Source organism: Halorussus ruber (assembly GCF_004765785.1).
GTDB lineage: Archaea > Halobacteriota > Halobacteria > Halobacteriales > Haladaptataceae > Halorussus > Halorussus ruber.
In genome coordinates, this window is the sequence record NZ_SBIT01000006.1 from 106,836 (window position 1) to 131,949 (window position 25,114).

Consider the following 25,114-nt stretch of genomic DNA (forward strand, 5'->3'; position numbering starts at 1 on the left):
CCACCTGACGCAATCCCGAACGGTATCTAATTTTACGTATCTAGACTGGAAAATCGCCGACGGCGAGAACCCTTCCCCAGAGAGCGCCAGCGACTTACTTCGCGCGTCGAACCGGACTAATTGTTGGGCGTCGAACAGCCGGACCGGTTCGACGGGAAACACGTCACGAGCGTCGGGGAACGACGGACGCCGACGACGGACATCGAGGTCCCGAGTGCGGACGCGATTCCGAAACCATTAGCCCCCGCCACGCCAACGCCGAGACAATGAGCGACTTGCTGGTCCGCGCGGCGAGAGGAGAGCGCACGGAGCGACCACCAGTCTGGCTGATGCGGCAGGCCGGGCGGTACATCCCCGAGTACCGCGACATCCGCGAGGACTACACCTTCAAGGAGGCCATCTCGACGCCCGAGGTGGCAGAGCGCATCACCCTCCTGCCGTGGGAGATTTTCGAACCCGACGGCCTCGTGATGTTCTCGGACATCCTGACCGTGCTGGAACCGCTGGGTCTGGACTACCACATCGAGAGCGGGACCGGTCCCGTCATCGAGAACCCCGTGACCCGACCCTCCGAGGTCCCCGGGAGCCACACCGACGTGCGCGAGGAGTTGGACTACGTCGGCGCGCTCCTCGAACGTCTCCAAGACAGCGTCGGCGACAAGACCAGCATCATCGGCTTCGCTGGCGGCCCGTTCACCCTCGCAGCCTACGCCGTCGCGGGCCAACCCGCGGGCAAGAAGCAGAAGCCAATTCGACGCTTCCGCGTCGAGTACCCCGAGGCCTTCCGGACCCTGCTCGAACGCTTCGCCGACGTAGTAGTCGAGTACGTCGAGTATCAGGTCGAGGCGGGCGCGGACCTGATTCAGCTGTTCGACACCTACGCCGGACTCCTCACGCCCGACGACTACCGGGAGTTCGTCCAACCGCTCCACCAGCGCATCTTCGACGCGGTGGACGTTCCGACGGTCGTCTTCGCCCGGAACCCCGGCGGCAAGTTGGACCTGCTGGCCGAGTCGGGCGCTGACGTGGTGAGCCTCGACTGGACCGTGGACATGGCCGAGGCCCGCGACCACTTGGGCGACACCCCGGTACAGGGCAACTTGGACCCGAGCTATCTGCTGGGCGACGAACAGTTCGTCCGCGAGCAGACCGAATCGGTCATCGAGAAGGCCGGACCCGAGGGTCACATCCTGAATCTGGGCCACGGCATCGACCGGGAGACGCCAGTCGAGAACGCGAAGGCGTTCGTCGAGACCGCGAAACGGTGGGAGTGGTAAGTTCTTGTCCACCGAGCGGGTAGTTTCGGCGGGATGAGCGACGACGAGCATCAGAGAGTGAACGAGGCGGAAAACGCGAACGAGACGGAGAGGGTGGGAAACGACGAAGAGAACGAGACGGTAAAAAACGGAGCAGAGAGCGAGACGGTCGGAGGGGTTCGGGAGAGCGTGCTGTTCCGGAGCATGGCCGCGTGGGTCGAACTGACCATCGTGGGCGGTGCTGGCGCGATAGCTGGGTCGTTTCTCTCCGGGCCGGTCCAGTTCGTCGTCTTCCTCGCAACGACGCTCGTCAGCGTGGTCGTTCTCTTCCACAACGTGGACAAACTCGTGAGCGACCGAATCGAGCGTGAGTGAGAGAAAGAGCGTTTCCGAGGAGACGAAGCCGACGCGGCAGTTCCAAGGTCGCGGGAAGCGGCGAAACGCATTAATAATTAACAGACTGTAGTTAATAATGAGTGAACGTGTCCGAAGCATCCCCCCGAACGTCGGCAGAGAGTAAGCTCAGTTCGGCTATCGGGCGCGAGCAGTTGGTCGGAGTCGGCGGGACCCTCCTCCTACTCGCGCTCTCGATAGTCGCGCTCGTATCAAACGTCAACTGGAAGCTGGTGGCGATATCGTGGACTGCGTTCGGAGCGATGGCGCTCGGCGCGCCCCTCGGGGCGCGGGCGGTCGCAAGCGACCACCCGCTCGAACCGGTCTGGGGATACGGACTCGCAAGCGGGGCGATGGTGACCAGCACGGCGCTGTTCCTCGTCCCGCAGGCGCTGAGCCAGAACGGCCGGTTCGGGAGCCTCGGCATCGCGGCCGGGTTCCTGCTGGGCTACGTCGGCCACACGCTGGGCCACCGCTTCACGCACCTCGACGTGCCGATAGACCACACCGCGGCGGAACTCACGATTCACGCCCTCTCGGCGGGCGCGATTATCGGCGCTATCTACACCGCAATGCCGTCGCTCACGTCGGTTCTTGGAGTCGCGCTCGTCGCGCACAAAGCGCCGGCGGGCTACGCGGCCGCCAGACGACTGGCGAGCAAGGGACGGTCAGTGACCGCACTCCTGCTTCCGGCCGCGGCGGTGGGACTGGTCGCGCTCCCTGTCGGTATCATCGGGGTCGCCCCGTCGAGTGGCCTGCGAGGGCTACTGTTCGGCGTCGCCGCCGGGGTGTTCCTCCACGTCGCGGTCGACCTCCTGCCGGAGTGTACGACCGGGAGCGAGACCTGCCCGGCGGACTTCGAGGGAGACGCCCACCAACTGCAGGACCGCCTCCGAACGCACGCCGCACTCAGCTCCGTCGTCGGTGGCGTCGTCGTCGTCCTGATGTGGCTGTTGGTCGGCTGACGCGCCGCTCTTTTTTACTTCGAGACCCGCGGTCAGGCCGACACCAACGCCTCGGCCAGTTCGTCGGCCACGCTCTCGGCCTCCCGAATCCGGCTCGGGATGCCCATCCGGGCGGTGTAGTTGGTCGCCAGTCGGACGCCCTCGGGGAGGGCCACCCTCTCAATCGCTTCCCACGAAGTGTCGTAGGCCGGGAAACCGCGCCGGAGGAGGTTGACGGCCACGACTTCGGCGGGTGCGCCCGTGACCTGCTCGAACTCCGAGGCGGCGATGTCGCCCATCGTCTCCTCGCTCTCGTCCAAGACCTCGGGGTCGTGCATCCCGCCGAGGAAGGCGGTGTAGATTCCCCGGTCGAACATGCTGTCGTTCCACGAGACGCCGAGGGTCCGGAGGTCGGCGTCGAAGCCGACCTGATAGCCGAGCGCGTCGGGATTCACGTCGCCCTCGCCCGCCAAATCGGCCCGGAGGTAGACCATGGCGAGGGGATTGTAGTTCAGTTCGCGGAGCGCGTCCGCCGAGTCCGGCGCGAGGTCCGCGACGAGGTCGGCGGTCAGGTCCGCGGGCGTGGTCAGGACGACGCGGTCGAACTCCTCGGTCCTGTCGAGGGTTTCGAGTTCGTAGGTCGGGCCGTCCTCGCCCGCTCCGGCGGAGTCACCCGCTCCGGCGGAGTCGCCCTCTCGAACCGCGGTCACGGGCGTCTCGAAGCGAATCGACTCGCGGTGGGCCTCGGCGAGGACCTCGGGGAGGCGCTGGAGGCCGTCGTCGAACGAGATGGCGGGCGGGGTGTCGCGGTCCTCGGCGCGCTTGATTGCGGCCTTCAGGAGGCTCCCGTCGCGCTGTTCGAGTTTGAGGAGACCCGAGAGCGCGTGGCCGACCGGCATCTCGGCGGGGTCGGAGCCGTAGATACCGCCGAAGAGGGGGCCGAGCAGGTTTCGGTAGGTCTCCTCGCCGAACTTGCGAGTGAACATCTCCGCGGCGGTCTCGTCGGGACTCGCGGGGTCGGTGTAGGGTTCCGCGAGGACGGTGCGCTTGGCCTCGGCCGAGAGGAGGTCGGTCTCGCCGAACTCCTCGACCGAGAAGGGCGCGGGTCGAATCGCCCCGTCGGCGTAGACGCAGATTGGCAGGTCCGGGTCGGCGGTCCGGACCTCGCTTTCGAGGCCGAGGTCCGAAATCAGGCCGTCGATGCGGTCGGTGCGCCGGGCGCGCTGGGGGCCTTGCTCCAGCAGGTAGCCATCGACGCGCTCGCTCCGGATGACGCCGCCGGGTTCGGACGCGGCCTCGAACAGGGTGAAATCCACGTCGCGGTCGGCGAGGTAGTGGGCCAGCGTCAGGCCGGTGAGACCGCCGCCGACGATGCCGACGCGAGGGGTCTCGGAGCCTGTCATCGTGGTGCGTTCAGGCACATCGCGCCGGGCGAGTCCGAACACTGGCACTCGCGGAACTGGTAGTAGCCGGGGTCGAAGTCGCCGACGAAGGGTTCGGCGAGGTCGCCCAGCACCGACTTGAACCGGTCGTCGTCGTGGGGAACGGGGACGCGGTAGAAGTCGAGTCCGACCTCCTCGGCCTCCTCGCGGAGTTCGTCGTCCAGTTCCGAGAGGGTCTCGCTCTGCTCGTGCATGAAGCTGATGGGTTCGACCACGACGCGCTCGACGCCGTCTTCGTCGCCGAGGTCCTCGATTACGTCTTCGACCTCGGGTTCGGTCCACGGGATGTCGCGGTTCTCGTGGTTCTGGTAGCCCAGCGAGTAGGACTCGACGCCGAGCTTTCGGCCGATTACCTCGCAGAACTCCTCGACGTAGCGGTCGTAGCGACTGCCCTCGTCGAGGTAGTGGCGGGGCGTGCCGTGGGCCGAATAGACCAGTTCGGTCGCCTCGTCGCGCAGGTCGAGGTCGTGGGCGTCGGCGAAGCGCCGGACGTTGTCGGCCCGAAGCTCGTTGTAGAGGGGATGGCGGTGCCAGCCCGTGATTTCGGCGACCGGCACGTCCCAGTCGCGGGACTCGACGGCCTCGCGGAGGTCCTCGTTGGCCGCGATGGTCGTGGAGGCCCCGCAGAGGGGGTAGACCGGCAGGCCGACGAGTTGGTCCACGTCGTCCTCGCGGGCAGCCTCGACGGCGTCGGAGACGAACGGTTCGGTGAACTGCATCCCGAGATAGGTCTCGACGTCGTAGCCCCGCGAGCCGAGTTCCTCGGCCAGCGCGTCAGCTTGGGCCTCGGCTTGGGGGTTGAGCGGCGAGCCGCCGATTTCCTCGTACTCCTCGATGAGGCCGGGCGCGCGGCGCTCGGCGAGTTGGCGGGCGCGCTCTCGCTTCTCCTCTTGGGTGTCGGCCTCCTCGAGCGAGGCGTTGTTGAGGAAGATGCGTTCGAGGTAGGCGACGACGTTCTCCCGGGTCGGTTCCGACGGCTCTCCGAAGTTCAGCAACACGATTCCCGTGGTCATGTTCGGGCCTTAGGACAGTACGATGTAATAGCTGTCGCTTGGGGAACTTCCGCGCAGAGGTGTTCGTATTACTTTCGATACACCCCTTCGAATGAACAAGTATAGCCATCACAGGATACTTTCGTCCATCATCGAAGACGTATTCGTAGGTCTCAATGGCGCTCGATAGTGGTCAGAAGCGGTCGAGAGCGGTCCGAAACGGTTGGAATCGGGTTTCAAGGCGATGGCGGCCCAGAAGCCGATATGGCCACCCGCAATCCCGCCGAGTCCGCGAGCGAGGACGTTGCCGAGAGCGAGGAGGTCGCGGAAAGCGACTCCTCCAGCGAAAATACGGACACCGAAACCCCCACTGAAAATACGAACACCGAAAGCCGAGTCGAGGCCGCGCGCTCGCGCCGCGAGCGCGGGGCGGACGACATCGAACGACTCTTCGGGTCGATTCCCCACGTCCGCGTCTCGCGGTTGTCGAACGGCGAGGTGCGCGGTGGAAAGCGGTAGGCCGGAAGGCGCGGAACAGAAACCGACGTGTAGCGTTCGGTTGCGGGAACACGGACACAACTAATTCTTTACTTTGGGAATAGAGACAGTTGCGAAAGAATAAGAGAACTATCTTATCGCAAACAGTAGACGACGCGGTGGAAACGGCGGGCGTCGGAGGTACGGACGCTGTCAATCTACGTAGACGACCGCGGCTGAACGTCCGTTAAACCGGCCGCAGGCCTCTTTTTGCTGGCTCTCATACTTCTCAGCGGCAGAAATGACAAAGTATTTTAGTTAGATTGCTCAGAGCTAGAATAATTTCGGAGATATTATCGAGAAACTATGAACACGACGCTGGATTATCGGACAAACCGGGACCTCTTTTCGAATTATTATCTCGACGAGCATCTGCCGGAGACCGAAGACTGGCAGACGGTCGGCGAGGCGGAGGTCCGCGACGCTTACGAGGAGATTCGGGACTGCTATCGCCGGGAGGCCGACCGCGCGCCGGGGTACAACGAGCGACAGTTACGTGAGAACCTGCTGAATCCCGTCTTCGAGACGCTCGGCCTGACCACTGCGGTCGAGGAGCCGATTCGGGGCGAGCGCCTGCGACCCGACTACACCCTGTTCGGGAGCGAGCGCGCCAGAGAATCGGCCTTCGAGCGCCGCGAGGAGGGCCGGGACTTCCACGCCGACGCGCTCGGGGTCGCCGACGCCAAGCGGTGGGACCGGTCGCTCGACGCCGGGAGCAAGCGCGATTTCACCAACCCGAGCTATCAGGTCCACGTCTACCTCGACGCCACGGGCCTCGAACGGGGTATTCTCACCAACGGTCGGAAGTGGCGGCTCTACTACGGCCCGACGAGCCACCGGCTCGACTCCTACTACGAAATCGACCTGCCAGCCCTGCTGGAGACCGGCGACCCCGAGGAGTTCAAGTACTTCTACCTGTTCTTCCGGCGCGAGGCCTTCCTCGGCCGGGACGGCGGCGCGAGCGAGGTCCCCGCCCACGTCGGGACCGACCGCCCGTTCGTCGAGCGCGTCCACCGCGAGAGCAACGTCTTCGCCGAGGAGTTGAGCGAGGACCTGCGCGAGAACGTCTACGAGGCCCTCTCGGTGCTGGCGCAGGGATTCGTGGACAGCGCGGGGTACCGCGGAAAAGATAGCTCCGAGTACGCCGACCGCGAGACCATCGACGACGAGGACCTCGAAACGGTGTACGAGGCGTCGCTGACCTACCTCTATCGCCTCATCTTCGTCCTCTACGCCGAGAGCGACGGCCGAGACCTGCTGGACACCGACAACGAGATTTACCGACGCCAGTACAGCCTCAACGCGCTCAAGCGCCGGGTCGCCGACGAACTCGACAGGCCGAATCCCATCTACCAGTCGTGGCAGACGACCCTCTGGGACCGCCTCGAAGAACTGTTCGCGCTCATCGACCGCGGGAGCGAGTCGCAGGGCATCCCGACCGACGACCTCTACGTCCCGGCGTACAACGGTGGCCTCTTTAAGACAGGCGAGGCGCGGAGCGCCTCGGAAAAGCGAGTAGCGAGGGACGAAGGTCCCTCGGACCATGCGAGCGGCCAAGGCCGCGAGCAGACGGCGAAGCCGCGAGATGCGGACCCAGACGCGGGCGAAATAGAGGCCTTCCTCGCCTCCCACGCGGTCGGCGACACCTACCTCGCCGAGGTCATCGAACTCCTCACCCGGCGCGAGAGCGAACGCGGCGAGGGCCGAGCGTTCGTGGACTACTCCTCGCTCGACGTGCGCCACCTCGGGAGCATCTACGAGGGCCTGCTGGAATACGAGTTAGAGATGGCCGACGAGCCACTCCTCGCGGTCCGCGACGGCGGCGAGCAGGAGTGGGTGCCCGCCGAGGAGGTCGAAACTGCCGGGAAGGACGCCGACCCGGTCGAGCGCGCCGAACCCGGCGAGGTCTACCTGACGACCGAGACGGGCAAGCGAAAGACCACGGGGTCGTACTACACCCCCGAGTTCGTGGTCGAGTACGTCGTCGAGCAGACGCTCGAACCCCTGCTGGACGAGATTCGGGCCGACTTGGACCCACAGAGCCCGGACTACGCCGACGAGTTCGCCGAGCGCGTCTTCGACCTCTCGGTGCTGGACCCCGCGATGGGGAGCGGTCACTTCCTCGTCAAGACCGTCGAGTACCTCGCCCGAGCAGTCGTGGAGGCCTACCAGAAGCAAGTCGGGAAGGTCGGGGGCGACGAGACGGCCTCCGAGACCCACGGAATCGACACCCCCGAGGCCCACGGAATCGACACCCCCGACATCCACTGGGCGCGCAGGCAGGTCGCCCAGCAGTGCATCTACGGCGTGGACGACAACGGCATGGCGGTCGAGCTCGCCAAGGTGTCGCTGTGGCTCCGGACCCTCGCCGCGGACCAACCGCTGGCCTTCCTCGACCACCACCTCAAGCGCGGGGACTCGCTGGCCGGGACCGACGTGGCCGAAGTCGAGGAGTTAGCCCGCGACACCGGACCGAACGCCAGCCTCGCGGACTTCGGCGCGACCCGGGCCGACGCCATCGGCGACCTGATGGACGCCTACCGGGAGTTCGCCGCGCTGGAGAACGAGACGCTGGCCGACGTGAAGGAGATGGAGCGCACGTACGGCGAAATCAAGCGCGACGACCTCCGACAGCGTCTGACGGGGATGGCGAACGTCCACGCCGCCGAGCGGTTCGGCCTCGACGCGCCCTCCGGAGCCTACGAGCGGATGGGCCGGGCCTTGGACGACGAGGCAGAGTGGCGCGAAGTCGCCGAGAAGTCGTGGTTCCGGAAAGCTCAGCAGATGGCCGACGAGCGCGACTTCCTCCACTGGAAACTCGCCTTCCCCGAGGTGTTCTACGAGGGCGACGGGTCGGCGAAAGAGGAGAGCGAGGCCGGATTCGACGCCGTGGTCGGCAACCCGCCCTACGTCAGGAGTCGCAATCTCCCCGACGACCTCAAGGAGTACTACCGGCGGGAGTTCGGGACCGCCTCGGGAGCCTACGACCTCTACGTCCCCTTCGCGGAACTGGCCGCGGACCTCGGCAAGCGCGTCTCGCTGGTCGTGCCGAACAAGTGGACGACGACCGACTACGGCCGTGACCTCCGCGAGCGCCTGCTGGACGACTGGGGGCTGAGAGAGGTGCTGGACGCCTCGAACCTCGACGTGTTCCCCGACGCCGACATCTACCCCGTGGTCGTGACCTACGGAGAATCGCCACGAGACGAGCCAGCGGGCGACGAGACCGACGAAATTCGGGTCCGGCACCCCGAACCCGACCAGCGCGGCGGCGAGCGAGAACTCGCCGCCGCGCCAGCGACCAGCGTCGGCAAGTCGCTCGTGGACGACCTCGGCGGGCACGTCCTCCCGCTGGACTTGGACGGCGAGTTCGCCGAGACCGCGTCGGAGGTGCTGGAAGAGTGCGACCGACTCGGCGACCACGTGACCCTGACCGAGGGCGTCCACACCGGGAACGTCCGCGAGAAACTGCTGACCGACGAGCGCGGGGCAGGCGACGACGAGGGGGACGGGGAGCGAGACGGGACGCTCCGAGAGGTCGTAGACGGCAAATCTATCGACCGCTACCGCCTCGACTGGGACGGGACGTGGCTCAGGTACGACGAGTCGCTGGTCGAGCGCGACGACGGCGAGTACGCCGACCTGCGGGACGCCGACTGCTTCGAGGAGCCGAAACTGCTGGTCCGGGACATCAGCGACCGGCCGGTCGCGGTCTACGACGACGAGGAGTACTTCGCGCTCAACACCCTCTACAGCGTCCGGTCGCGCGACGAGTCGGACCTCTCGCTGCGGTACCTGCTCGGGGTGTTCAACTCCGAGTTTGCGACGACCTACTTCCGGCAGGTCTACGGCGGCACGCACGTCAGCGGCGACTACCTCCGGTTCAAGCCGATGTTCGCCCGCCAGATTCCGGTTCCGGACCCCGAGGACGCCGAGGTGGACGCCAGCGAAGTCGCCGAGCGAGCAGGAGTCGAGGAATCGGTTCCGCACGACCCCGAGGCCGCGGTCGCCGCCCTGACCGAGCGACTCCGAGCGGCGAGAGACGAGCGCGAGAGCCTGAATCTGGACGTGCTGGACTACCTCGGCAAGGGTGACGGCAGGGGCAGCGGCCACGGCGAAACCAAACGCGGCGAGCGTCGGTCCGGACCGACGCTCGCCGCGACCGGCGTGCCCGCGGCGGGCGTCGGCGACTCGGTTCTGGCCGAGACCGCGGCCGACCGCGACGGACTCCGAATCGGCGAGGTCCGGATGCGGAACGCGGACGGCGAACTCGTCTTGGAAGTCACCGCGCGGTACAAGCCCGAAACCGGCGAGCGAGACGACCGCGAGACCGACCGCTGGGGCTACGCCGAGACCGACCCGGTGCCAGCGATGCGATTCCGAGACCTCGGGGAGACCGAGCGCGCGCTGGTCGAGGCGTTCGTCCCGGCGGCCGCCGAGCGCGGCGACGGCTTCGCCGACTTCCGCGAGAACGCGACCAAGACCAACTCGCTTCTGGACCGCCTGCGAGCGATTCGCCTGCCGGACGCGGAGGAAGTACGCGAGGAGGTGGCGCGATACCGCGAGGTCCGAGAGCGCGCCGCCGAGTTGGACGAGCGAATCGCGGCGCTGGAGGACGCTATCGACGACATCGTCTATCGGCTCTACGGAATTGACGACGAGGAGGTTCGGACCGAGTAGTCAGGCAGAGAGAAATATATACGCATATTAAAGAAATAGTATTATGTTCTAAACACATATATACGTTGTTAATCCCCGAAAACCGGCGTGTTTCAGAAACCGGCGAGCGAACGGAAAAGACGACGTGACGACTCTGGCGACGGCCGGTGTGAACCGACGAACACCCAACCGAGACGTCGAGATTTTCGGCGTCCGCCTCGACCTCGAACTCCTCGGCATCCACCTCGTCGTGACCTGTCTGGCGGTCTACGCCGCGGCGGACCTCGGCGTCAGCGCGTGGCGCGGCGTCGTGGCCGGACTGGTCGCGTATCTGGTCACGCTCCTGCGCCATCCCGGCGATAGGTCCGCAGCGCAGTGAATTCAGGGACCGCCTGACGGACCGCGTAGGAGGCGCGTAACAACGTGTCCGCATCTCGACACCCTGGGTAGGTGAACTATCGTGAGCGAGGAACCACTCTCGACCCGGCGCGCGCTCCTCGGAGCGGTCGGCGGCGCGCTCGCGGCGACCGCAGGGTGCGTCGGAACGGGGTCGGGGCCGGAACCGACCGGCCGGGAGATAACCGTCGAGTGGGAACTCGACCCCGAAAGCACGGGCGAGTACGAACACCTCCGGACGCTCCGCGACGAGGAGCGCGGGTGGACGTGGTTCGAGGGCCGATTCGTCGCCACGGAGTCTGGCGTGGCCGGATTCGAACACGAACACCGGTTCTTCCTCGACGGCGAGGAAATCGGCAGATGGCGCTCGGACTTCGAACCGGGCGAGTACAGTTCGCTGTTCGTCATGGACGAAGGCGAGGGGACGACCTACGACTACGCGCTCCGGACGGACCCCGTTCCCACGTCGTTCGAGGTGTACGTGAAGCAGATAGAAGAGAAGTGAGCGGCAGGGGCAGGAAAAACGGGAGGAGACCCGAACCTCAGGGAAGGTGCGGTTCGAACACGTCTGCGCGCAGGCTCTCGTGGACGTGTTCCAGCAGCGTCCGCAGGTTCTCGGTGTCCTCGCGGTTGTACTTCACCAACCTGTCGAGCGCGGCGTCGTCCTCGTTGCGGTCGTAGCGGTGCCAGAGCCGGACCGCCTCGCGGCCGTCCACGTCGTCGTCGGCGCGGTCGATGCCGATTTCGCGCTCGATGGTTTTCAGCCCGCCCGAGAGGCCGATTTGCTTGCAGGTGTACATCAAATCGAGGTGGGGCGTCGTCACGTCGAGGCCGAAGCTGTCCTCCAAGAAGGGCTGGTCGAATCGCTTGCCGTTGAACGACACCAGCATGCTCGACTCGGCGAACTCCTCGCGGAGCGCCGACGCCGAGAGGTCTTCGCCCTGCACGTAGGTCCGGGTGTCGCCCCCGCGGTGGAGGCTGACCGTGGTCACGTCGTGGCGCGTGCTGTCGAGGCCGGTGGTCTCGATGTCGAAGAAGCAGACGCTGTCGGCGAAGTTGTCGTAGGCCCGCCAGAGGCTCCCGCTCGGCAGGTTCTGGCCGAAGAAGTCGGCGTCTCCGGCGTCGAGCCGGTCGCGCGCGGCGTCGATGAACTCGCGGACGTTCCGGCCCGTTTTGGGGCCCAGCAAGTCCTCCTCGAAGTCGTCCCAGTGGGTGACGCCCTGTTTCCAGAGCTTCTGTTCGGTCTTCTCGCCCACCCCGCTGGCCGCGATGAACGAGTTCTGGAGTTGCATTGGGAGGCGGATTAGCGGGAAGGCTCTTAGTCGTGGGTGGTTTGGAGTGGGACGAGAGAATTCAGAGAAGTAACGAGGAGCGCGACGATGGTCTCGAAAGCCCTCACGCGGTTCGCGGTCGCTCAGCGACATATCCGGGCGCGCAGTTCTGCGCGCCCGGATAAGGGTCGGCTGAGGCGACCACGGCCTCCAGCCGCGAACCGCGTTCGCCCTTTCAGTCCGCCGAGGGCGGTGAGTGTTCCACCGAGTGAAGTACGTAGATAGTGGCGCGTCTCCGAGTTCCCCAACCACTTAGTTTCAGAGTCCCAAACCGAGGCCATGGAGAAAGTCGCAATCGACGCGGTGGACAACGAGCGGAACCCGATGAAAGTCCACAGCGTCCGGAAGCCGGTCTCTCGCGCGCTCGGAACGGACCACTTCGCCATGAACTACTTCGAGTTAGAGGCAGGCGAGTCGTTCTCGGGCGGTCTCCACCGGCACAACGACCAAGAGGAGGTCTTCTACGTCGAGTCTGGCACCGCCACCTTCGAGGTCGGCCTCGACCGCGAGGAGGTCGCGGTCGAAGCGGGCGAACTCGTCCGGTTCCCGCCCGGCGAGTTCCAGAAGGGGTACAACGACGACGAGGAGACCGTCGAGGGGTGGGCGCTCGGTGCGCCCGGCGCGACCCACGACTGGGACGAACTCCAGTCGCGGGCCTACTGCCCCGAGTGCGAGGACGAAGCCACCCACGACGTGGGACTCGCGGAGGGGAACTTCGAGTTGACCTGCACCGAGTGCGGGACGACGCAGGGATAACGCGACGCGGGACGGCAGGGCGCACGGGGCGAGCGCCAGCGGCGGCCTCGGCAGTAGCTATTTCTTCGGCGTCGGCGTAGCCTGCCGGACGAGGGACGGGGAATGAGGGACAAACGACGCCGAGACGAGAGCGACCGGAGAACCGAGGAGAACGAGGACACCAACACGAACTGGCGGCGCCGAGTAACCCGCCGAACCGCGCTCGCGTCGGTCGGAAGCGGACTCCTCGGGATGGGCTTGGGCACCGCCGGGGCCGCCGAGACAGTCGAGGCCGCGGCCCAAGAGGGCGACCAGTTTCCGCCGCGCGAGCGCACCTTCTGGGGAGCGCCCCAGCGACTGGGCGAGGGGAGCGCCGCGGTGTTCCTGACGAGGGGGCGGTCGGGAGCGCCGCGCTATCTGGGCGTCTGGTTCACGGCGAGCGCGCTCGACGGGTTGCCCACGACCGAGGAGCGACGAGCGAACGCGACGGACCTTCCGCTCCCGCGAGCGACGGCGGACCTGACGAACGTCCGGTGGGTCACGGTCGATTGGAACCCCGAGGGACGCCCGGTAGCGGAGTTCGACGCGCCGAACTTCGGCTTCCGGTTCTCCCTGCTGTCCCGACGGGAGTCCTTGCGAGAAATCCGACCGGGGGAGTGCGACCGGGACGGTGACGGGACGCCGGACACCGAGGTCCCGTGCGAAGTCTTCGAGCGCGGGACGGTCTCACTCTCCCCGCGGCGACGACCGCCGGGGTACGTCCCGACCGACGAGGTTCTGCCGCTCGTCGGGAATCGCTGGATACAGCGAGACACACCTGAGTTCGACGGCGAATCTCGCACCCACACGTTGCTGTACGGCGCGTTCGACGGGGCAATCACCGCAATCGAACCAGTAGTCGCGCTCGACCACCTCGAAACGCTCCGCGGACGCGAAATCGCCGACGTCGCCGCGCCCGAGGCCTACGACCAGTACGGCTTCTACCCGACCCAGTACGTCGTTCGATTCCTCCCCGAGCAGGACGCCTACGTGGTGTTTCTCCGCCGATACCAGATATTCGAGGGGAGTTAGCTCGCCACGAAGACGGCGTGGTCGCTCTCGTCCGGGTCGGCCGACTCGTCGTACCAACCGTAGCGTTCGACAGACAGGCCCAGCACGCCGCAGACTCCGTCGAGGTATTCGGGGTCGTGGTCGTAGAGTCGGTGGGTGTCCACGAAGAACTCCCCGTCGGGCGTGAAGACTACCGAGTCCCAGCGATACGACGAGTCGCCCGCCTCGTGAACGTCGGTGAGGCGCGCGTGGGTCCCCTCCTCGGACGAATGGGTCACGAGTCGGGGGTCGGTGCCCTCGTCGGCGAGTGCGAACTGGTCGAAGACCAGCAGGCCGCCCTCTGCGAGGTGGTCGGCCGCCGCGCGGAGACTTTCGGCGGCGGCGTCGGGGCCGAGGTGCTGGACGACCGTGAAGGGGAACCACACGAGGTCGAAGGCTCCTTCGACTGGCAGGTCCGGCAGTTCGCCGACGCGGAACTCGGCGTCGGACTTGGTCCGGGCGCGTTCGACCATCGCGGGGTACTTGTCCACGCCGACGACATCGAAGCCCTCCTCGCGGAGTCGCTTGCTGTGTTCGCCGGTGCCGCATCCGACGACGAGCGCGCGCTTCCGGCGGGAGTCAGGCTCGGTCTCGGTGTCGAGTTCGGCATCTTCCTCGAACCGAGACAGCACGAACTCGACCTCGGCGTCGTAGTCTTTCCGGGCGTAGAGCGCGTCGTAGGCCTCGGGGTACTCGGAGTAGAGATTCTCGCTCATGCACGGCACCACGCAAAGAACCCTCATAAAACCATCAATCAGGCAGACCGACGTGCCGGACCGCCCAAAAAGAACAGGCGTGCTTACGGTCGGAGGTACGCCCAGCCGTCGTCCTGCAGTCGAGTCAGTTCGCTCGCGCCAGACGAGACCGTCTCGACGCCGTCCACGAGGTCGGCGTCTTCGAGGTCCATCAGGTCGAGGGTGTTGCTACAGGCGCGGAAGTCGATGCCCGCGTCGAGGAGTCCCTCGACGGTGTCGCTGTGGGTGCCGTCCTTCCTGAGCGGGTCGATGCCCTCGGCCTGCGCGACGACTGCGATGTCGTCCATCTCGACGGTCTCGTCGTTCGAGAGGTTCTCCGCGATGGTCAGGACCGTCTTCTGGTGGTCCTCGTCGCCGCTGGTGAGGTGGAATGCGGTGCGCATGCAATCGTAGGACGGCGCTGGCGAGCAAGTGGCTGTTGGCCGGGCGATATATTTTCGGGGCGACGTGACCGTAGACAAGGTAATTCGGAAATCGAGACTGTTCCCGGCGCTTAACGTTTCGAATCCTCGGAAATGGATTTTATTGGGCTACACGTGCAAGTCCGATGGACATGAACCGACGAAGATTCGTTTCGGCCGCAGGGACGCTCGGTGCCCTCCTCTTCGGGAGCGAAACAGTCGGCGCGGCGCGCGACCGACGCGGAGCGAGGAGCCAAGACGGTCGGCCGACCCCGCCAGCCAAGACGGTCGTCCACCTGTCGAGCGGCGAGCAGACGGCCCAGCGCCACGCGCTCCTCAACGCGCAGAACCTGCTGGAGGACGACTCGGTGACGGTGAAGAACGTCGTCTTCGTCGCCAACGGCAAGGGCGTGAAAGTCTACACCCCGCCGAGCGAGGAGAACGAGTTCCGCGAGACGATTACCTCGCTTCAGGACCGCGGCGTCGAGTTCCGAGCCTGCGGGAACGCGATGGACGCGCTCGACCTCACGAAAGCCGACCTCGTGGACGGGGTCGAACCCGTCCCGTCCGCCGTGGGCGAACTCGCGCGCCTGCAAGAACTGGGCTACGGCTACATCAAGGCCCCGTAGCGGGACCGGGACTCGGTTCCGGAACCAGAAGACTCGGTTCCGAAGTCGGGACTCGGGTGGAATCGAGGTTTCGCTTCGATTCGCTTCTCTCGGTCACGAACCATTTACGTGCCAGCGCACCAATCGAACGGGCATGTCAGACCGACCCGACTACGAGGAGCAGGTGCGCGAGGCCTTCCCCGAGATTCAGGACGTCGAGGACGAGCAGTTGCGAGAGCAGGTAATCGAGGCGTGGACGCTCGGCCTCGACCGCGGCGGGTGGAAGGACATCTACGACATTCCCTACGCGTGGAACATCCACGAGGTCACGAACGTCGAACACGTCCGCGGCGTGACTCGCATCGCGGTCAAGTCCGCCGAGGAGCAGCGCGACTTCCACGGCGCAGACCCGGACCTCGACGTGATTCGGGCCGCGTGCCTCCTGCACGACGTGGGCAAGTGCTACGAGTACGTCGACCACGTCGAGGACGAGAAACTGCTGGACCCCGACCCGAGATACGCCACCGAGGAGGTCCCCCACTCCATCTCGGGGTACGCGCTGGCCCACGAGGTCGGCTGTCCGCTGGCGGTCCAGCGCGCGATTCCGCACTTCTTGGGCGAGGTTCCGAAGCGGACCTTGGAGGCGGAACTGGTCAAGAGCGCGAACTCGGCGAGTTCGAACGCCATCACCCAGTCGGCGATGGGCATCACCCTGCAGGAGTGGGTGGACAAGTACAGTCAGACGAGCGACTGAAGAAAATAAATACAAACTCTTCGGAAATATAGACATTTCTTTTAGCCGTGTAAAATTGGCCCGGGTGGCGGATTTGTCAGGGGTCGAAGAGCGGTCGAACCGAGACAAGAACCGAGGGCGGCCACCACGGTCGGATAATCGCGGAGGAGTCAGGTACCCACGACTGCAGTCGTGGGCTTCCGCCTCGGTTCGCTGTGAGTCTCGGCCGAGGAGAACGGGAAGTAGCGAGGACGCTTTTCAGGCTGGCGGTCGTCACCCGAACCATGCGACCCAGCGAACTCACCACGCTCGTCTCCGGCCTCCTCCACGAGGAGACCCAAGTGACCGACCGCGGCCTCGATTTGACCGTCACCGAAGTGCTGACCGTCGAGACCCCCGGCAGGGTGGACTTCGGCGGCGACGAACTCACTCACGCCAACTGCTCGGCCCACGAGAAGGTCTGGCGGAACGACGAGGACGACTACCAGTGGTGGCACTTGGACGGCGGTCAGTATCTCGTGGAGTACAACGAGACGCTGTCCGCCGACCGCCCGCTGACGGTCCAGACCCGCGACGAGGTGCGCAAACGCGGGGCCTTTCACCCGACGCTCGAACTGACCGACCTCGGTCGGATTCCCTTCTCGGTCGCACCCGCCGGGATTCGACTGAAAGAGAACGCCCGGATTTCGACCGTGTTGCCGCCCGAGGAGGGGTCGGAATAAGTCTCGCTCGTCGCCTCCACGCTTTTCCTGCTCCGCATCGAACTCCCCACGATGTACGAAAAAACCAGCCTCGCGGCCCTCGAAACCCGCGACGTGGAGGACATCGAACCCGACCTGAAGGCCGTCGGCTACCAGTTACGACCCCAAAAGATGCGCCCGAGCGTCTGGGAGTTCGAGGCGGGCGAGACGAACAACTGGCACCGCCAAGGCGAACAGGAGGAACTCTACTACGTCCTCTCCGGGGAGTTCCTCGTGACGGTCGAGAGCAGGGGCGAAAGTGAGGGCGAGGGAGAGCGCGAGGAGAACGACGAGCGCGAGACCTTCGAACTCGGAAGCGACGAGGTGGTCGTCGTCCCGCCCGAGACGTGGCGGCAGTTCGAGGCGCTGGAAGACGGTCGGATGCTGGTCGTCGGCGCGCCGAGCGTGAAAGACGACGGAATCACCGAGGACGAAGCCTCGGAGTGAGTCGTCTCGCTCTGCGCGAGGGTTTATGAACGAAAGCGAGCAGAACTGTTCTCGGAACGATACGAGATGGACGAGCAAACCGAGCAATCGTCGTCTTCCTTCGACCGCAAATCCCCGCTGGAGGAGTCGAGCGATACGCATCCCTCGCGGCAAACCCTTCTGGAGGAGTCTCGAACGACGGCTGACCGACAGTTGGCACAGATTACGAAATTAGACGACGCGGCAGTCCGCACCGTGCGGATAGCGTTCGTCCTACTCGGTGTCGTCGCTGGAAGCGCTCGACTGCCACCGTTTCAGAATCTCGGGATTCTCGGAGCAGTCGGAACGTGGGCGCTCGTCGGAACACTCGTCGCTGGCCTGTTCGTCTACGGAACCTCACGACTCTTTCTCGGTTCCGCGCCCGACGAACTGACTGTCGATTACAGCGACAACCCGACCGTCAAACAGACGCACGTCGAACTTATCGGTAGATACGAATCAGGAATACAGTTCAACCGGAGTATTCTTCACGCGAATGGCTTTACACTCCTCGTAGCCCGATTGCTCCTCGCGCTCGCAGTCGTATTCCTCGTTGTCGGCGTTTTCCGCTACGTCGTTCTCTCCGAAGAAGCACTCACGCTGACACGAACATTTATTAGCTAAATAGTCGAAGTAGACTATATGCGAGAAAACGAAGACGAGGAAGACGGATCGAACATAGTGAAAGGAGTGTACGTAGACATCGGTCCCACTCCGCTGGTGGAGTTGAAAGTGAGGTTCGCCGACTGGCTCGACCGCCGGGGATGGTAGACCGACCGAAACGCCGACTCGGTCCGGTCAGTGTTCGATAGTCGTGATCTCCTCGACGGGCCACTGGCTCAGAATCTCGACGCCGTTCTCGCGGACGACCACCATCTCCTCGACGCGGACGCCCTGATTATCGGCGGGTTGCATCGTCTCGACGGCCATCGTCATGCCCTCCTCGATTTCGATGGGGTGGTCGGGCGAGAGGCCGCGCCAGATGAGCGGGACCTCGTAGAGTTGGAGGCCCAGACCGTGTGCCCAGTGGTTGGTGGTCATCTCCCAGTAGTCCTCCGCGCCGTACCAGTCCATGTGTTCGCCCTCCTTGTCGGGGAAGCCCTTGCAGATTTCATCCGTGGTCGCGCCGGGTTCGATGCGTTCGAGCACGTCGTAGAGGTCGTCGCGGGCCTTCTCGTAGGCCTCCTTCTGGGCGTCGGTGGGTTCGCCCATGCTGAAGGTGCGGTAGTAGCAGGAGCGATAGCCCATGAAGCCGATGTTGTAGAAGTCGGCGTAGACCAGGTCGCCGGGCCGAATCACGCGGTCGGTCGTATTGGCCTGATGCTTGGGCCACGTATTCGGGCCGGAGGTGCAGTAGCCGCCCTGCACCATCGCGCCGAGTCGCCAGAGTTCCTTGGTGGCCTCGCCCCAGACCTCGGACTCGCGCATGCCGGGCTTTGCGGTCTCCTTGATGCGCTGGAATCCGGCCTCGCAGATGGCCGCGACCTGTCGCAGGCACTCGATTTCGTCGCGGGTCTTGACCTTCCGGGCGTCCTCCATGGCTTGAGCGCACTCGCCGGTTCGGACGTCCACGCCGCGCTCCTCGAACTTCTGGATGAGGGCCTGGTTGCCCACGTCGATGCCCATCGGTTCGTTCTTCACGCCGTACTCGTCCATCGCCTCCACGACGAGGTCGGCCATCTTGCCCTTGAGCCAGTCGCGGGCGGAGTTCCGACCCGACGCGCGCGGGACGTTACCGAGGCCCGGGGCGGCGTACCGGATGTCGTCGAGCCACGGACAGTTGAACTGCTGGTTGCTGGCGTGGTCGGCGGTGTCCCAGTGGACCACGTCGCCGTCCTCGGTCAGGAGGGTGTAGTGGTCGGCCCCGCTCCCGCCGGTCATGGCGAGTCCGGTGACGTACCGGACGTTGGGGTCGTTGATGAGGAGCATGCTGCCGAGTTCCTGCTCGGCCATTTGCTCCAGAGCGCGCTCCTTTCGCTCTTCGCGCAGGCGCTGGAAGTTGATTCGCTCCTCCCAATCGACGCCCATGGTTCCGCGGGTACCTTCCATGAAATCGCGCTGATAGAAGCCCATGGGCGGGGATACTCCGAGGGCGATAATAAAAAGTAGTGAACTACGCTCGCTATCTTTTTCCAGCGGGAATGACAGTTTGCTCACGTGAACAGGCGAGCCGTTCTGAAATCACTCGCGTTGCTGTCGGCTCCGCTGGCCGGGGTCTCTGCTGGCTGTCTCGGCGAGATCGAGCGCGCGGCCCCGAGCGCTCCGTCTGACGAGTCCCCCGCCGAGCGCGTCGAGTGGGCGTCGATGGGACTCCAACACGTCGCGTTCGAGTCGCTGGTCGAGGAGAACGTGCGCGTCACCGCCACCGTCGAAATCCGGAATCCGACCGAGTACCGCATCCCGGTCAACGCCGTGCGCTACAGCGTGCTGTCCGGCCGCGGCGAGGAGTTCGCGGCGTTCGCCCACGGCGAGGTCCGGGGATGCGACTTCGTGGACCTCCTCGGTGCGGACGAGTCCTACCACGAGTTCGTCCGGAAAGAGGGCCTCCCCTGCCCGGACGAGAAGACGCCGACGTTCGTGGTCGAACCCCACGACACGACCGAGATTACGGTCGCGTCGGAACCGCAGACGGAGGAACAGTGGGAGGTGGCGCGGGGCCTCCTCGGTGCGAGCGACCCGGTGTACGTCCGGGTGGACGGCGAGGCGGACCTCTGGAACCAGCAGGTGGACGTCGATTTCGAGACCGAGACCGGACTCGAACCGCCCTGAGGCGTCCGCGAGAGCTATCGCCGGTCATCGGAAGTGGTCGGCCTTGCTGGCGATGTACGCGATGACGAGCAGGTCGATGACCAGTGCGAGGAGGCTGAAGGTCACGAGGTCCAGCACCGCGCTGAGCGCGTAGAACCGGAGCGCCCACTTGTAGCCCCAGTACTGGAGCGTCCAGAGGCCGTAGAGGACCGCGGTCTTGCCGACTATCACCGCCAGACCGACCAAGCCGACGATGGCGAACGGGCCGCCGCGGGCCATCGTGCCGAGCATCCCGAAGAACGAGAAGAACGCGCCGACGAACCCGAGGAGGCAGAGTATCGTGATTCCGAGCGGTCTGCCGCGCGAGCGGCGGTCGTAGGTGGAGGGCATCGGCCAGACGTTTCGAGAGTGACGAAATAAGCTTTGGGCCATCGAGGTTCGGTCGTCACGACGAGTGCTCCTGGTACCTCGCTGACCGACGCAAGCTATTAATCGTTCCGCTCCTATTTTGAATTAAGAAATTAGAACAATGTTCTCGCTGACCGACCGAATCAGGCTCGAAACCGAGGTAGAGGAGACCGACACGCAGTTCGGGTTCACTTGGCTCCACGTCGACGGCGAGTACCGCATCCGTTCTCCCGACGACGAGTTCAAACAAGTGCCGAAGGTCATCGTCGACACGCTGAGAGAGCAGGCGACGAGCGTGTCCGTCGAAGAACTCATCGCCGAAACGGAGACGCAGGACGCCGACGCGGCGGACACCCTGCGAGAGATGTACGAGGGGGGCTTCATCCGAGACGACGCGCCGGTCGAACGCGTTCGCTCCCCCGAGGACATCCGGATTTGGCACCGGGCGCTCGGCGTCGGGGTGTTGCTGTGCGTCACCGGAGCGCTGTGGGTCGAGACGCTGTCGAGACTGGCCCGACCGTTCGTCGACAGTCCGTTCCAGTACCTTCTCGAGGCGATTCCGGTCCTGATTCCGGTGGTGCTCTGTTCGGTGGTGGTACACGAGTTGGGTCACTACTACACCGCCCGGAAACAGGGATTAGACCCGTCGTTCGGCGTCTCGGTCATCAACGGCGTCATCCCGGCAGTCGTGACGAAAACCCACGGCGGGTGGTCGCTCCCGCGAAACCGACGGATGTGGAACACGCTCGCGGGACCGGCGTACGGACTCGTCTGGACGCTCGGCCTGTTTCTCGTCTATTACACGCTCGCGCCCCATCCCGGCGTCGCAGTCGCGGGCCTGCTCTGTTTCAACCTCCAGTTCATGGCCCTCAACCCGCTGTTCCACGGGGACGGGTACCTGCTGATGACCGACCTGTTGGGCGAACAGAACGTCCGAACGCGCGGGATACGACACCTCAAACAGCGTCGACCGACGTGGCTGGCGGCGTACGCCGCCGCTTCGTACGGATTCGTCGTCGTCGGATTCCTCGTCGACGCCGCAATCGGGTACGTGGTCGGGAAGTGGGCGGGGTCGGCGTTCGTACTGGCGCTGTCCGGCAGTCTCTACCTCGAGTCGCACTACGGTGCCGTCGGCCGACTCCGGGGACTCCTCTCGCCGTCCGGTGGGTGAACGGGCAGGAGGGTCGGTCACCGGTCGCTGACCGACCGTCGGTTCCGGAAGCAACGCAGTCGAGTTCACCGCCGAGGGGTAAATTGTTCTAGAAAGCTAGGAAAGTTTTAATACATTCCGCATGCTAATAACTAGCGCAGCATGAAAGAAACGTTCATCGAAGCCCTCGGCGAGGAAGAGACGCTCGAAAAGCGCGAACAGACTCAGCACACCAGCGGACCGTCGGACGACAAGTAACGAACCGGTTCCGTACTCGGCGAGCAGTCGCGCTCGCCGCATCGTTTTTTGGCAGGTGACGGATACTCGCCGAGGAGTTCCCGAACGATTTAGAGTCCGTTCTTCGCGGAGTCGAACGGACAGTCCTAACGAGAAGCGCGGTCGAGGAGGGCGTCGGCGAGGACGCCCGCGACGTCGGTTGCCCCGTGGAGGTCGTGGAACGCGAACCGCGGGCCGGGATTGACTTCGAGGAGCGCGTGTTCGTCGTCCGCGACCCGGAGGTCGATGGCCCCGAATCGAATCGGTGAGACGCGAGCGGCGCGCTCTACGTCGCGGCGAGTCTCGTCCCGGAGGTCGACCGGTTCGGCGTCGTCGACGTGGACGTCGGTTTTGTACGTCCACTCGTCCACGACGTAGCGACTGGTCCCGACGACCTCACCGTCGAGGAAGAACGCCCGCACGTCGTCGCCCGGGACGTACTCCTGAAACTGGACCGGGGCGTTCGACAGTCGGTCGAACGGCGCGTCTTCGAGGTCGTCCGCGGACAGTCGGCCGGGAGTCGCACCCTCGGTGAGCGGCTTGAAGACGACCTCGTCGTGTTCGGCGACGAACTCGCGAGCGCTGTCCGGGTCGGTAGTGAACAGGGTGTCCGGAACCGAGATACCCGCCTCGACGAACTGTTCCAGTTGTAGCGGCTTCCAGTGGTCGTAGTACTGAGTCCCGGGCGGGTAGAACACCGTCGCCCCGTGGCGCTCGAACAGGCCGAGAAGCGAGCGGAAGACGCCCCGCCACTGGTCGGCCTTCATGAACGTGCTCACCGACCCCTCTTCCTCGAAGTCGTCCGCGAATCTGGTCAGTACGGGGTGAAAGACGTGATGGACCCACGGGAAGACGGCGGTCACGTCTTCGACGCGGAACTCCCGGTCGACGGTTATCGTCTCGCTACCCACGTCGTACGTCACCGGGACGTCGCTCGGCCAGTCCGTCATGTCCCACGTGACGGGGTCGCCGCCCCTGTCCTCGATAGCGTCAGCGAGCAGTTCGAATTCCTTGTAGTCGGTTTCCCCGACGAGTACGACAGTCATCGATTACTTCGATGTAGTTACTAGGTAAAAAACGTATGCACAGCCTCCGGATTAAAGTTCGGGCCTCGTCCGACCGGAGGCCCCGGTCGGACCCAGTTCGGCCTACGACCCGACCAGGTACTCGGCGATGCGGTCGGCGACGTCGGTCGTTCCCGCGAGGTCGTGGGCCGCGAACCGGCCGGGCGTGTTACTCTCCAGAACGGTGAAATCACCGTCGTCGGTGAGTCGGACGTCGACCGCCGCGTAGTCCGACGGGGCGAGTTCGCCCGCGCGGACGACTGCCTCGCGGACCTTCGGGTCCGGCGAGAGCGCGACCGACTCGATGGTGTCGTAGTCGACGGACGGTTGCTGGAACGAGAACGCGTCCTCCGGGTAGTCGTATCGAACCATCCCCGCGAACTCCCCGTCGACGACGAACCCGCGCGTATCGTCGCCGGGGGCGTACTCCTGTAGTTTTATCGGAGCGCCAGCCAGTTTCCGAAGTCGTTCCGGAGTCAGGTCCGACGGACGAATCAGTTCCAGACCCTGTCCGCCGTTGACCGGTTGGACCACCGCCTTCGAGTGCTCCTCGACGAACGACTCGACCCGCTCGGGGTCGTTGGTGAACGTCGTCTCGGGGACGGGAATCCCCTCGTCGTCGTACAGTTCGAGCATCCACGGTCGGTGGAACGTCCAGTAGTGTTCCCTCGGCGGCGTCGGCGTCTTGGCACCGTGCGCCTCGAAGGTGGCCATGATGGACCAGAACAGCTGTTTCCACTCCCGAAGTTGCTTGTACCCGGCGCGCTCGGACTTCTCGTCGTACCACTCGTAGTGCCTGTCGAGCGGCGAAAAGACAGTCTGGACCATCGAGAACACGCCGGTCACGTCTTCGAACGGGATGGGTTCTCCGAACACGCACTCGCCGCTACCGACCGCGAGTTCGACGGGGTCTTCGCCCGGCCACTCCGTGACGTCGACCACGATGGTCTCTTCGCCCCGGTCCTCCACCGCCCGCCGCACGAGTTGATGTTCTTTGAACGTCTCGACGTCGCCGAGAATAACGACAGCCATTGCACGGTGGATGTATCCGTAAATACAAATAGGTTTGCCCGTGACGAAAATTCGGTGTATCGGCGGCCGCGACGAGGTCGCACGGGAAGTCGCCCGACCGCCACGGACTGTCCTCGACGCGCGTCCCGTGGTCGCCGCAACCCGTGGTCGTCGCCGCAACTCATCGGCGGGTTTTATTTGGCGACCAGTCGTCCGCTCTATTATGTACAAGCACGTGGCCCTGCTGGTTCGGCAGGACGACATGACGCACGAGGAGTTCGTGGACTACTGGCAGAACGAACACACCCCCATCGCCCGCGAAATCGAGGGGGTCACGCGCTACCAGACCGTCCTCCCGACCGACCCCGAGAACGCCGAGTTCGACGGGTTGGCCGAACTCTACTTCGAGGACTTGGACGACCTCCACGACGCCTTGGGAAGCGAAGGGAGCCGCGACTACGACCCGGACAAGGGCAAGGCCAAGGAGGCCCGCGAGGACGTGGACAACTTCCTCGACATCGACCGCCGCCCCCGATTCATCGGCGAGGAGATTATCCAGAAGGACGAGGTGGACGGCGACACCGACGGCCTCTACAAGCACTCGGCCTTCCTCGTCCGACAGGAGGGCATGACTCACGACGAGTTCGTGGACTACTGGCAGAACAACCACACCCCCATCGCCCGCGAAATCGAGGGCGTGGTGCGCTACGCCACGGTCCTGCCGACCGACCCCGAGAACGCCGAGTTCGACGGCATCGCGGAACTCTACTTCGAGGACCTCGACAAACTCTACGACGCCCTCGGGAGCGAGGGAAGCCGGGACTACGACCCGGACAAGGGCAAGGCCAAGGAGGCCCGCGAGGACGTGAACAACTTCCTCGCCATCGACGAGCGCCCGCGGTTCATCGGTCAGGAGCGACTGGTGAAAGACGATACCAGCGAGTGAGGCGATTCGCCGCCCGCTAGTCGATTTGTAATTAT

Annotated in this window: 27 protein-coding genes; 18 read left to right on the top strand and 9 right to left on the bottom strand. The window is 65.0% G+C overall.

The annotated features are described in order from the left end of the window. Positions 1 to 266: 266 nt before the first annotated feature. The 3 genes from hemE to EPL01_RS09965 all read left to right on the top strand — a co-directional run bounded on the left by hemE (position 267) and on the right by EPL01_RS09965 (position 2,614). On the top strand, positions 267 to 1,277 hold the full coding sequence (hemE, locus tag EPL01_RS09955; RefSeq protein ID WP_135825121.1) for a uroporphyrinogen decarboxylase: 1,011 nt from the start codon (positions 267 to 269) through the stop codon (positions 1,275 to 1,277). Positions 1,278 to 1,310: 33 nt separating this feature from the next. Further along, a complete protein-coding gene (locus EPL01_RS09960; protein ID WP_135825122.1) occupies positions 1,311 to 1,631 on the top strand; it encodes a hypothetical protein in 321 nt (106 codons plus the stop codon). A 281-nt stretch (positions 1,632 to 1,912) separates the two neighbouring features. Then, the gene (locus EPL01_RS09965; RefSeq protein WP_394346244.1) at positions 1,913 to 2,614 is read left to right on the top strand and encodes a ZIP family metal transporter; all 702 of its coding nucleotides are present in this window, start codon (positions 1,913 to 1,915) and stop codon (positions 2,612 to 2,614) included. Positions 2,615 to 2,646: 32 nt separating this feature from the next. Here EPL01_RS09965 and hemG read toward each other — a convergent pair whose 3' ends face one another. Together hemG and hemH are read right to left on the bottom strand one after the other, a co-directional pair. Continuing rightward, positions 2,647 to 4,014 carry a protoporphyrinogen oxidase gene (gene hemG, locus EPL01_RS09970; RefSeq protein WP_246045667.1) on the bottom strand — a complete coding sequence of 456 codons (1,368 nt, stop codon included), beginning with the start codon at positions 4,012 to 4,014 and terminating at the stop codon, positions 2,647 to 2,649. Further along, positions 3,993 to 5,048 (bottom strand): ferrochelatase, encoded by a 1,056-nt coding sequence (gene hemH, locus EPL01_RS09975; RefSeq protein ID WP_135825123.1) that lies wholly within the window; start codon positions 5,046 to 5,048, stop codon positions 3,993 to 3,995. Before hemH ends, hemG begins: the two co-directional genes overlap by 22 nt. A gap of 243 nt (positions 5,049 to 5,291) precedes the next feature. Between hemH and EPL01_RS09980 the strand changes: the two genes are divergently transcribed. From EPL01_RS09980 to EPL01_RS09995, 4 genes are all read left to right on the top strand, one after another. Beyond that, positions 5,292 to 5,546 (top strand): hypothetical protein, encoded by a 255-nt coding sequence (locus tag EPL01_RS09980; protein ID WP_135825124.1) that lies wholly within the window; start codon positions 5,292 to 5,294, stop codon positions 5,544 to 5,546. Between the two features lie 324 nt (positions 5,547 to 5,870). Beyond that, on the top strand, positions 5,871 to 10,244 hold the full coding sequence (locus EPL01_RS09985) for an Eco57I restriction-modification methylase domain-containing protein (protein ID WP_135825125.1): 4,374 nt from the start codon (positions 5,871 to 5,873) through the stop codon (positions 10,242 to 10,244). 148 nt (positions 10,245 to 10,392) lie between these two features. After that, positions 10,393 to 10,602, top strand: a complete 210-nt coding sequence (locus tag EPL01_RS09990) for a hypothetical protein (protein ID WP_135825126.1) — start codon at positions 10,393 to 10,395, stop codon at positions 10,600 to 10,602. 81 nt (positions 10,603 to 10,683) lie between these two features. Next, the gene (locus EPL01_RS09995) at positions 10,684 to 11,124 is read left to right on the top strand and encodes a hypothetical protein (protein ID WP_135825127.1); all 441 of its coding nucleotides are present in this window, start codon (positions 10,684 to 10,686) and stop codon (positions 11,122 to 11,124) included. Between the two features lie 37 nt (positions 11,125 to 11,161). Here the strand turns inward: EPL01_RS09995 and EPL01_RS10000 are convergent, their stop codons facing one another. Next, a complete protein-coding gene (locus EPL01_RS10000; RefSeq protein WP_135825128.1) occupies positions 11,162 to 11,911 on the bottom strand; it encodes a ribonuclease H-like domain-containing protein in 750 nt (249 codons plus the stop codon). A 318-nt stretch (positions 11,912 to 12,229) separates the two neighbouring features. On the opposite strand from EPL01_RS10000, the gene EPL01_RS10005 reads away from it, so the two are divergent. Together EPL01_RS10005 and EPL01_RS10010 are read left to right on the top strand one after the other, a co-directional pair. Next, entirely contained in the window at positions 12,230 to 12,706 is a 477-nt protein-coding gene (locus EPL01_RS10005) for a cupin domain-containing protein (protein WP_135825129.1), read from the top strand. Positions 12,707 to 12,808: 102 nt separating this feature from the next. Then, positions 12,809 to 13,756: a hypothetical protein gene (locus EPL01_RS10010; RefSeq protein ID WP_135825130.1), complete on the top strand. Its 948-nt coding sequence runs from the start codon at positions 12,809 to 12,811 to the stop codon at positions 13,754 to 13,756. On the opposite strand, the gene EPL01_RS10015 is transcribed toward EPL01_RS10010, so the two are convergent. Both EPL01_RS10015 and EPL01_RS10020 read right to left on the bottom strand, forming a co-directional pair. Then, positions 13,753 to 14,490 (bottom strand): class I SAM-dependent methyltransferase, encoded by a 738-nt coding sequence (locus EPL01_RS10015; RefSeq protein ID WP_168215860.1) that lies wholly within the window; start codon positions 14,488 to 14,490, stop codon positions 13,753 to 13,755. The genes EPL01_RS10010 and EPL01_RS10015 overlap by 4 nt on opposite strands. Positions 14,491 to 14,573: 83 nt before the next feature. Further along, positions 14,574 to 14,912, bottom strand: a complete 339-nt coding sequence (locus EPL01_RS10020) for a DsrE family protein (RefSeq protein WP_135825132.1) — start codon at positions 14,910 to 14,912, stop codon at positions 14,574 to 14,576. Positions 14,913 to 15,082: 170 nt separating this feature from the next. Between EPL01_RS10020 and EPL01_RS10025 the strand changes: the two genes are divergently transcribed. From EPL01_RS10025 to EPL01_RS22455, 6 genes are all read left to right on the top strand, one after another. Then, positions 15,083 to 15,559 (top strand): DsrE family protein, encoded by a 477-nt coding sequence (locus EPL01_RS10025; RefSeq protein ID WP_135825133.1) that lies wholly within the window; start codon positions 15,083 to 15,085, stop codon positions 15,557 to 15,559. Positions 15,560 to 15,692: 133 nt separating this feature from the next. Next, positions 15,693 to 16,292 (top strand): HD domain-containing protein, encoded by a 600-nt coding sequence (locus tag EPL01_RS10030; protein ID WP_135825134.1) that lies wholly within the window; start codon positions 15,693 to 15,695, stop codon positions 16,290 to 16,292. A 263-nt stretch (positions 16,293 to 16,555) separates the two neighbouring features. After that, the gene (locus EPL01_RS10035) at positions 16,556 to 16,993 is read left to right on the top strand and encodes a dCTP deaminase/dUTPase family protein (RefSeq protein ID WP_135825135.1); all 438 of its coding nucleotides are present in this window, start codon (positions 16,556 to 16,558) and stop codon (positions 16,991 to 16,993) included. A 51-nt stretch (positions 16,994 to 17,044) separates the two neighbouring features. Further along, the gene (locus EPL01_RS10040; protein WP_135825136.1) at positions 17,045 to 17,458 is read left to right on the top strand and encodes a cupin domain-containing protein; all 414 of its coding nucleotides are present in this window, start codon (positions 17,045 to 17,047) and stop codon (positions 17,456 to 17,458) included. A gap of 66 nt (positions 17,459 to 17,524) precedes the next feature. After that, positions 17,525 to 18,100: a hypothetical protein gene (locus EPL01_RS10045; protein WP_135825137.1), complete on the top strand. Its 576-nt coding sequence runs from the start codon at positions 17,525 to 17,527 to the stop codon at positions 18,098 to 18,100. An 18-nt stretch (positions 18,101 to 18,118) separates the two neighbouring features. Beyond that, the gene (locus EPL01_RS22455) at positions 18,119 to 18,247 is read left to right on the top strand and encodes a hypothetical protein (RefSeq protein ID WP_281275359.1); all 129 of its coding nucleotides are present in this window, start codon (positions 18,119 to 18,121) and stop codon (positions 18,245 to 18,247) included. A gap of 27 nt (positions 18,248 to 18,274) precedes the next feature. On the opposite strand, the gene EPL01_RS10050 is transcribed toward EPL01_RS22455, so the two are convergent. Then, positions 18,275 to 19,549 carry a M24 family metallopeptidase gene (locus tag EPL01_RS10050; protein WP_135825138.1) on the bottom strand — a complete coding sequence of 425 codons (1,275 nt, stop codon included), beginning with the start codon at positions 19,547 to 19,549 and terminating at the stop codon, positions 18,275 to 18,277. 84 nt (positions 19,550 to 19,633) lie between these two features. Between EPL01_RS10050 and EPL01_RS10055 the strand changes: the two genes are divergently transcribed. Beyond that, positions 19,634 to 20,245: a hypothetical protein gene (locus EPL01_RS10055; RefSeq protein WP_135825139.1), complete on the top strand. Its 612-nt coding sequence runs from the start codon at positions 19,634 to 19,636 to the stop codon at positions 20,243 to 20,245. A 24-nt stretch (positions 20,246 to 20,269) separates the two neighbouring features. Here EPL01_RS10055 and EPL01_RS10060 read toward each other — a convergent pair whose 3' ends face one another. Further along, positions 20,270 to 20,614 carry a hypothetical protein gene (locus EPL01_RS10060; RefSeq protein WP_135825140.1) on the bottom strand — a complete coding sequence of 115 codons (345 nt, stop codon included), beginning with the start codon at positions 20,612 to 20,614 and terminating at the stop codon, positions 20,270 to 20,272. Between the two features lie 139 nt (positions 20,615 to 20,753). On the opposite strand from EPL01_RS10060, the gene EPL01_RS10065 reads away from it, so the two are divergent. Continuing rightward, entirely contained in the window at positions 20,754 to 21,803 is a 1,050-nt protein-coding gene (locus EPL01_RS10065; RefSeq protein WP_135825141.1) for a M50 family metallopeptidase, read from the top strand. 362 nt (positions 21,804 to 22,165) lie between these two features. Here the strand turns inward: EPL01_RS10065 and EPL01_RS10070 are convergent, their stop codons facing one another. Both EPL01_RS10070 and EPL01_RS10075 read right to left on the bottom strand, forming a co-directional pair. Then, the gene (locus EPL01_RS10070; RefSeq protein WP_135825142.1) at positions 22,166 to 23,104 is read right to left on the bottom strand and encodes an ATP-grasp domain-containing protein; all 939 of its coding nucleotides are present in this window, start codon (positions 23,102 to 23,104) and stop codon (positions 22,166 to 22,168) included. Positions 23,105 to 23,206: 102 nt separating this feature from the next. Further along, positions 23,207 to 24,154, bottom strand: a complete 948-nt coding sequence (locus tag EPL01_RS10075) for a hypothetical protein (protein WP_135825143.1) — start codon at positions 24,152 to 24,154, stop codon at positions 23,207 to 23,209. A gap of 202 nt (positions 24,155 to 24,356) precedes the next feature. On the opposite strand from EPL01_RS10075, the gene EPL01_RS10080 reads away from it, so the two are divergent. After that, positions 24,357 to 25,079: an EthD domain-containing protein gene (locus EPL01_RS10080; protein ID WP_135825144.1), complete on the top strand. Its 723-nt coding sequence runs from the start codon at positions 24,357 to 24,359 to the stop codon at positions 25,077 to 25,079. Positions 25,080 to 25,114: the final 35 nt, after the last annotated feature.

Coding starts and splice junctions, on each gene's coding strand:
- EPL01_RS10070 (WP_135825142.1), bottom strand. CDS start 23,104: ATGACTGTCGTACTCGTCGGGGAAACCGACTACAAGGAATTCGAACTG.
- EPL01_RS09960 (WP_135825122.1), top strand. CDS start 1,311: ATGAGCGACGACGAGCATCAGAGAGTGAACGAGGCGGAAAACGCGAAC.
- EPL01_RS10000 (WP_135825128.1), bottom strand. CDS start 11,911: ATGCAACTCCAGAACTCGTTCATCGCGGCCAGCGGGGTGGGCGAGAAG.
- EPL01_RS09965 (WP_394346244.1), top strand. CDS start 1,913: ATGGCGCTCGGCGCGCCCCTCGGGGCGCGGGCGGTCGCAAGCGACCAC.
- EPL01_RS10060 (WP_135825140.1), bottom strand. CDS start 20,614: ATGCCCTCCACCTACGACCGCCGCTCGCGCGGCAGACCGCTCGGAATC.
- EPL01_RS10080 (WP_135825144.1), top strand. CDS start 24,357: ATGTACAAGCACGTGGCCCTGCTGGTTCGGCAGGACGACATGACGCAC.
- EPL01_RS10045 (WP_135825137.1), top strand. CDS start 17,525: ATGGACGAGCAAACCGAGCAATCGTCGTCTTCCTTCGACCGCAAATCC.
- EPL01_RS10015 (WP_168215860.1), bottom strand. CDS start 14,490: ATGAGCGAGAATCTCTACTCCGAGTACCCCGAGGCCTACGACGCGCTC.
- EPL01_RS09980 (WP_135825124.1), top strand. CDS start 5,292: ATGGCCACCCGCAATCCCGCCGAGTCCGCGAGCGAGGACGTTGCCGAG.
- EPL01_RS09985 (WP_135825125.1), top strand. CDS start 5,871: ATGAACACGACGCTGGATTATCGGACAAACCGGGACCTCTTTTCGAAT.
- EPL01_RS10020 (WP_135825132.1), bottom strand. CDS start 14,912: ATGCGCACCGCATTCCACCTCACCAGCGGCGACGAGGACCACCAGAAG.
- EPL01_RS22455 (WP_281275359.1), top strand. CDS start 18,119: ATGCGAGAAAACGAAGACGAGGAAGACGGATCGAACATAGTGAAAGGA.
- EPL01_RS10040 (WP_135825136.1), top strand. CDS start 17,045: ATGTACGAAAAAACCAGCCTCGCGGCCCTCGAAACCCGCGACGTGGAG.
- EPL01_RS10035 (WP_135825135.1), top strand. CDS start 16,556: ATGCGACCCAGCGAACTCACCACGCTCGTCTCCGGCCTCCTCCACGAG.
- hemH (WP_135825123.1), bottom strand. CDS start 5,048: ATGACCACGGGAATCGTGTTGCTGAACTTCGGAGAGCCGTCGGAACCG.
- EPL01_RS10050 (WP_135825138.1), bottom strand. CDS start 19,549: ATGGGCTTCTATCAGCGCGATTTCATGGAAGGTACCCGCGGAACCATG.
- EPL01_RS10025 (WP_135825133.1), top strand. CDS start 15,083: ATGAACCGACGAAGATTCGTTTCGGCCGCAGGGACGCTCGGTGCCCTC.
- EPL01_RS10005 (WP_135825129.1), top strand. CDS start 12,230: ATGGAGAAAGTCGCAATCGACGCGGTGGACAACGAGCGGAACCCGATG.
- EPL01_RS10030 (WP_135825134.1), top strand. CDS start 15,693: ATGTCAGACCGACCCGACTACGAGGAGCAGGTGCGCGAGGCCTTCCCC.
- hemE (WP_135825121.1), top strand. CDS start 267: ATGAGCGACTTGCTGGTCCGCGCGGCGAGAGGAGAGCGCACGGAGCGA.
- EPL01_RS10075 (WP_135825143.1), bottom strand. CDS start 24,154: ATGGCTGTCGTTATTCTCGGCGACGTCGAGACGTTCAAAGAACATCAA.
- EPL01_RS10065 (WP_135825141.1), top strand. CDS start 20,754: ATGTTCTCGCTGACCGACCGAATCAGGCTCGAAACCGAGGTAGAGGAG.
- EPL01_RS10010 (WP_135825130.1), top strand. CDS start 12,809: ATGAGGGACAAACGACGCCGAGACGAGAGCGACCGGAGAACCGAGGAG.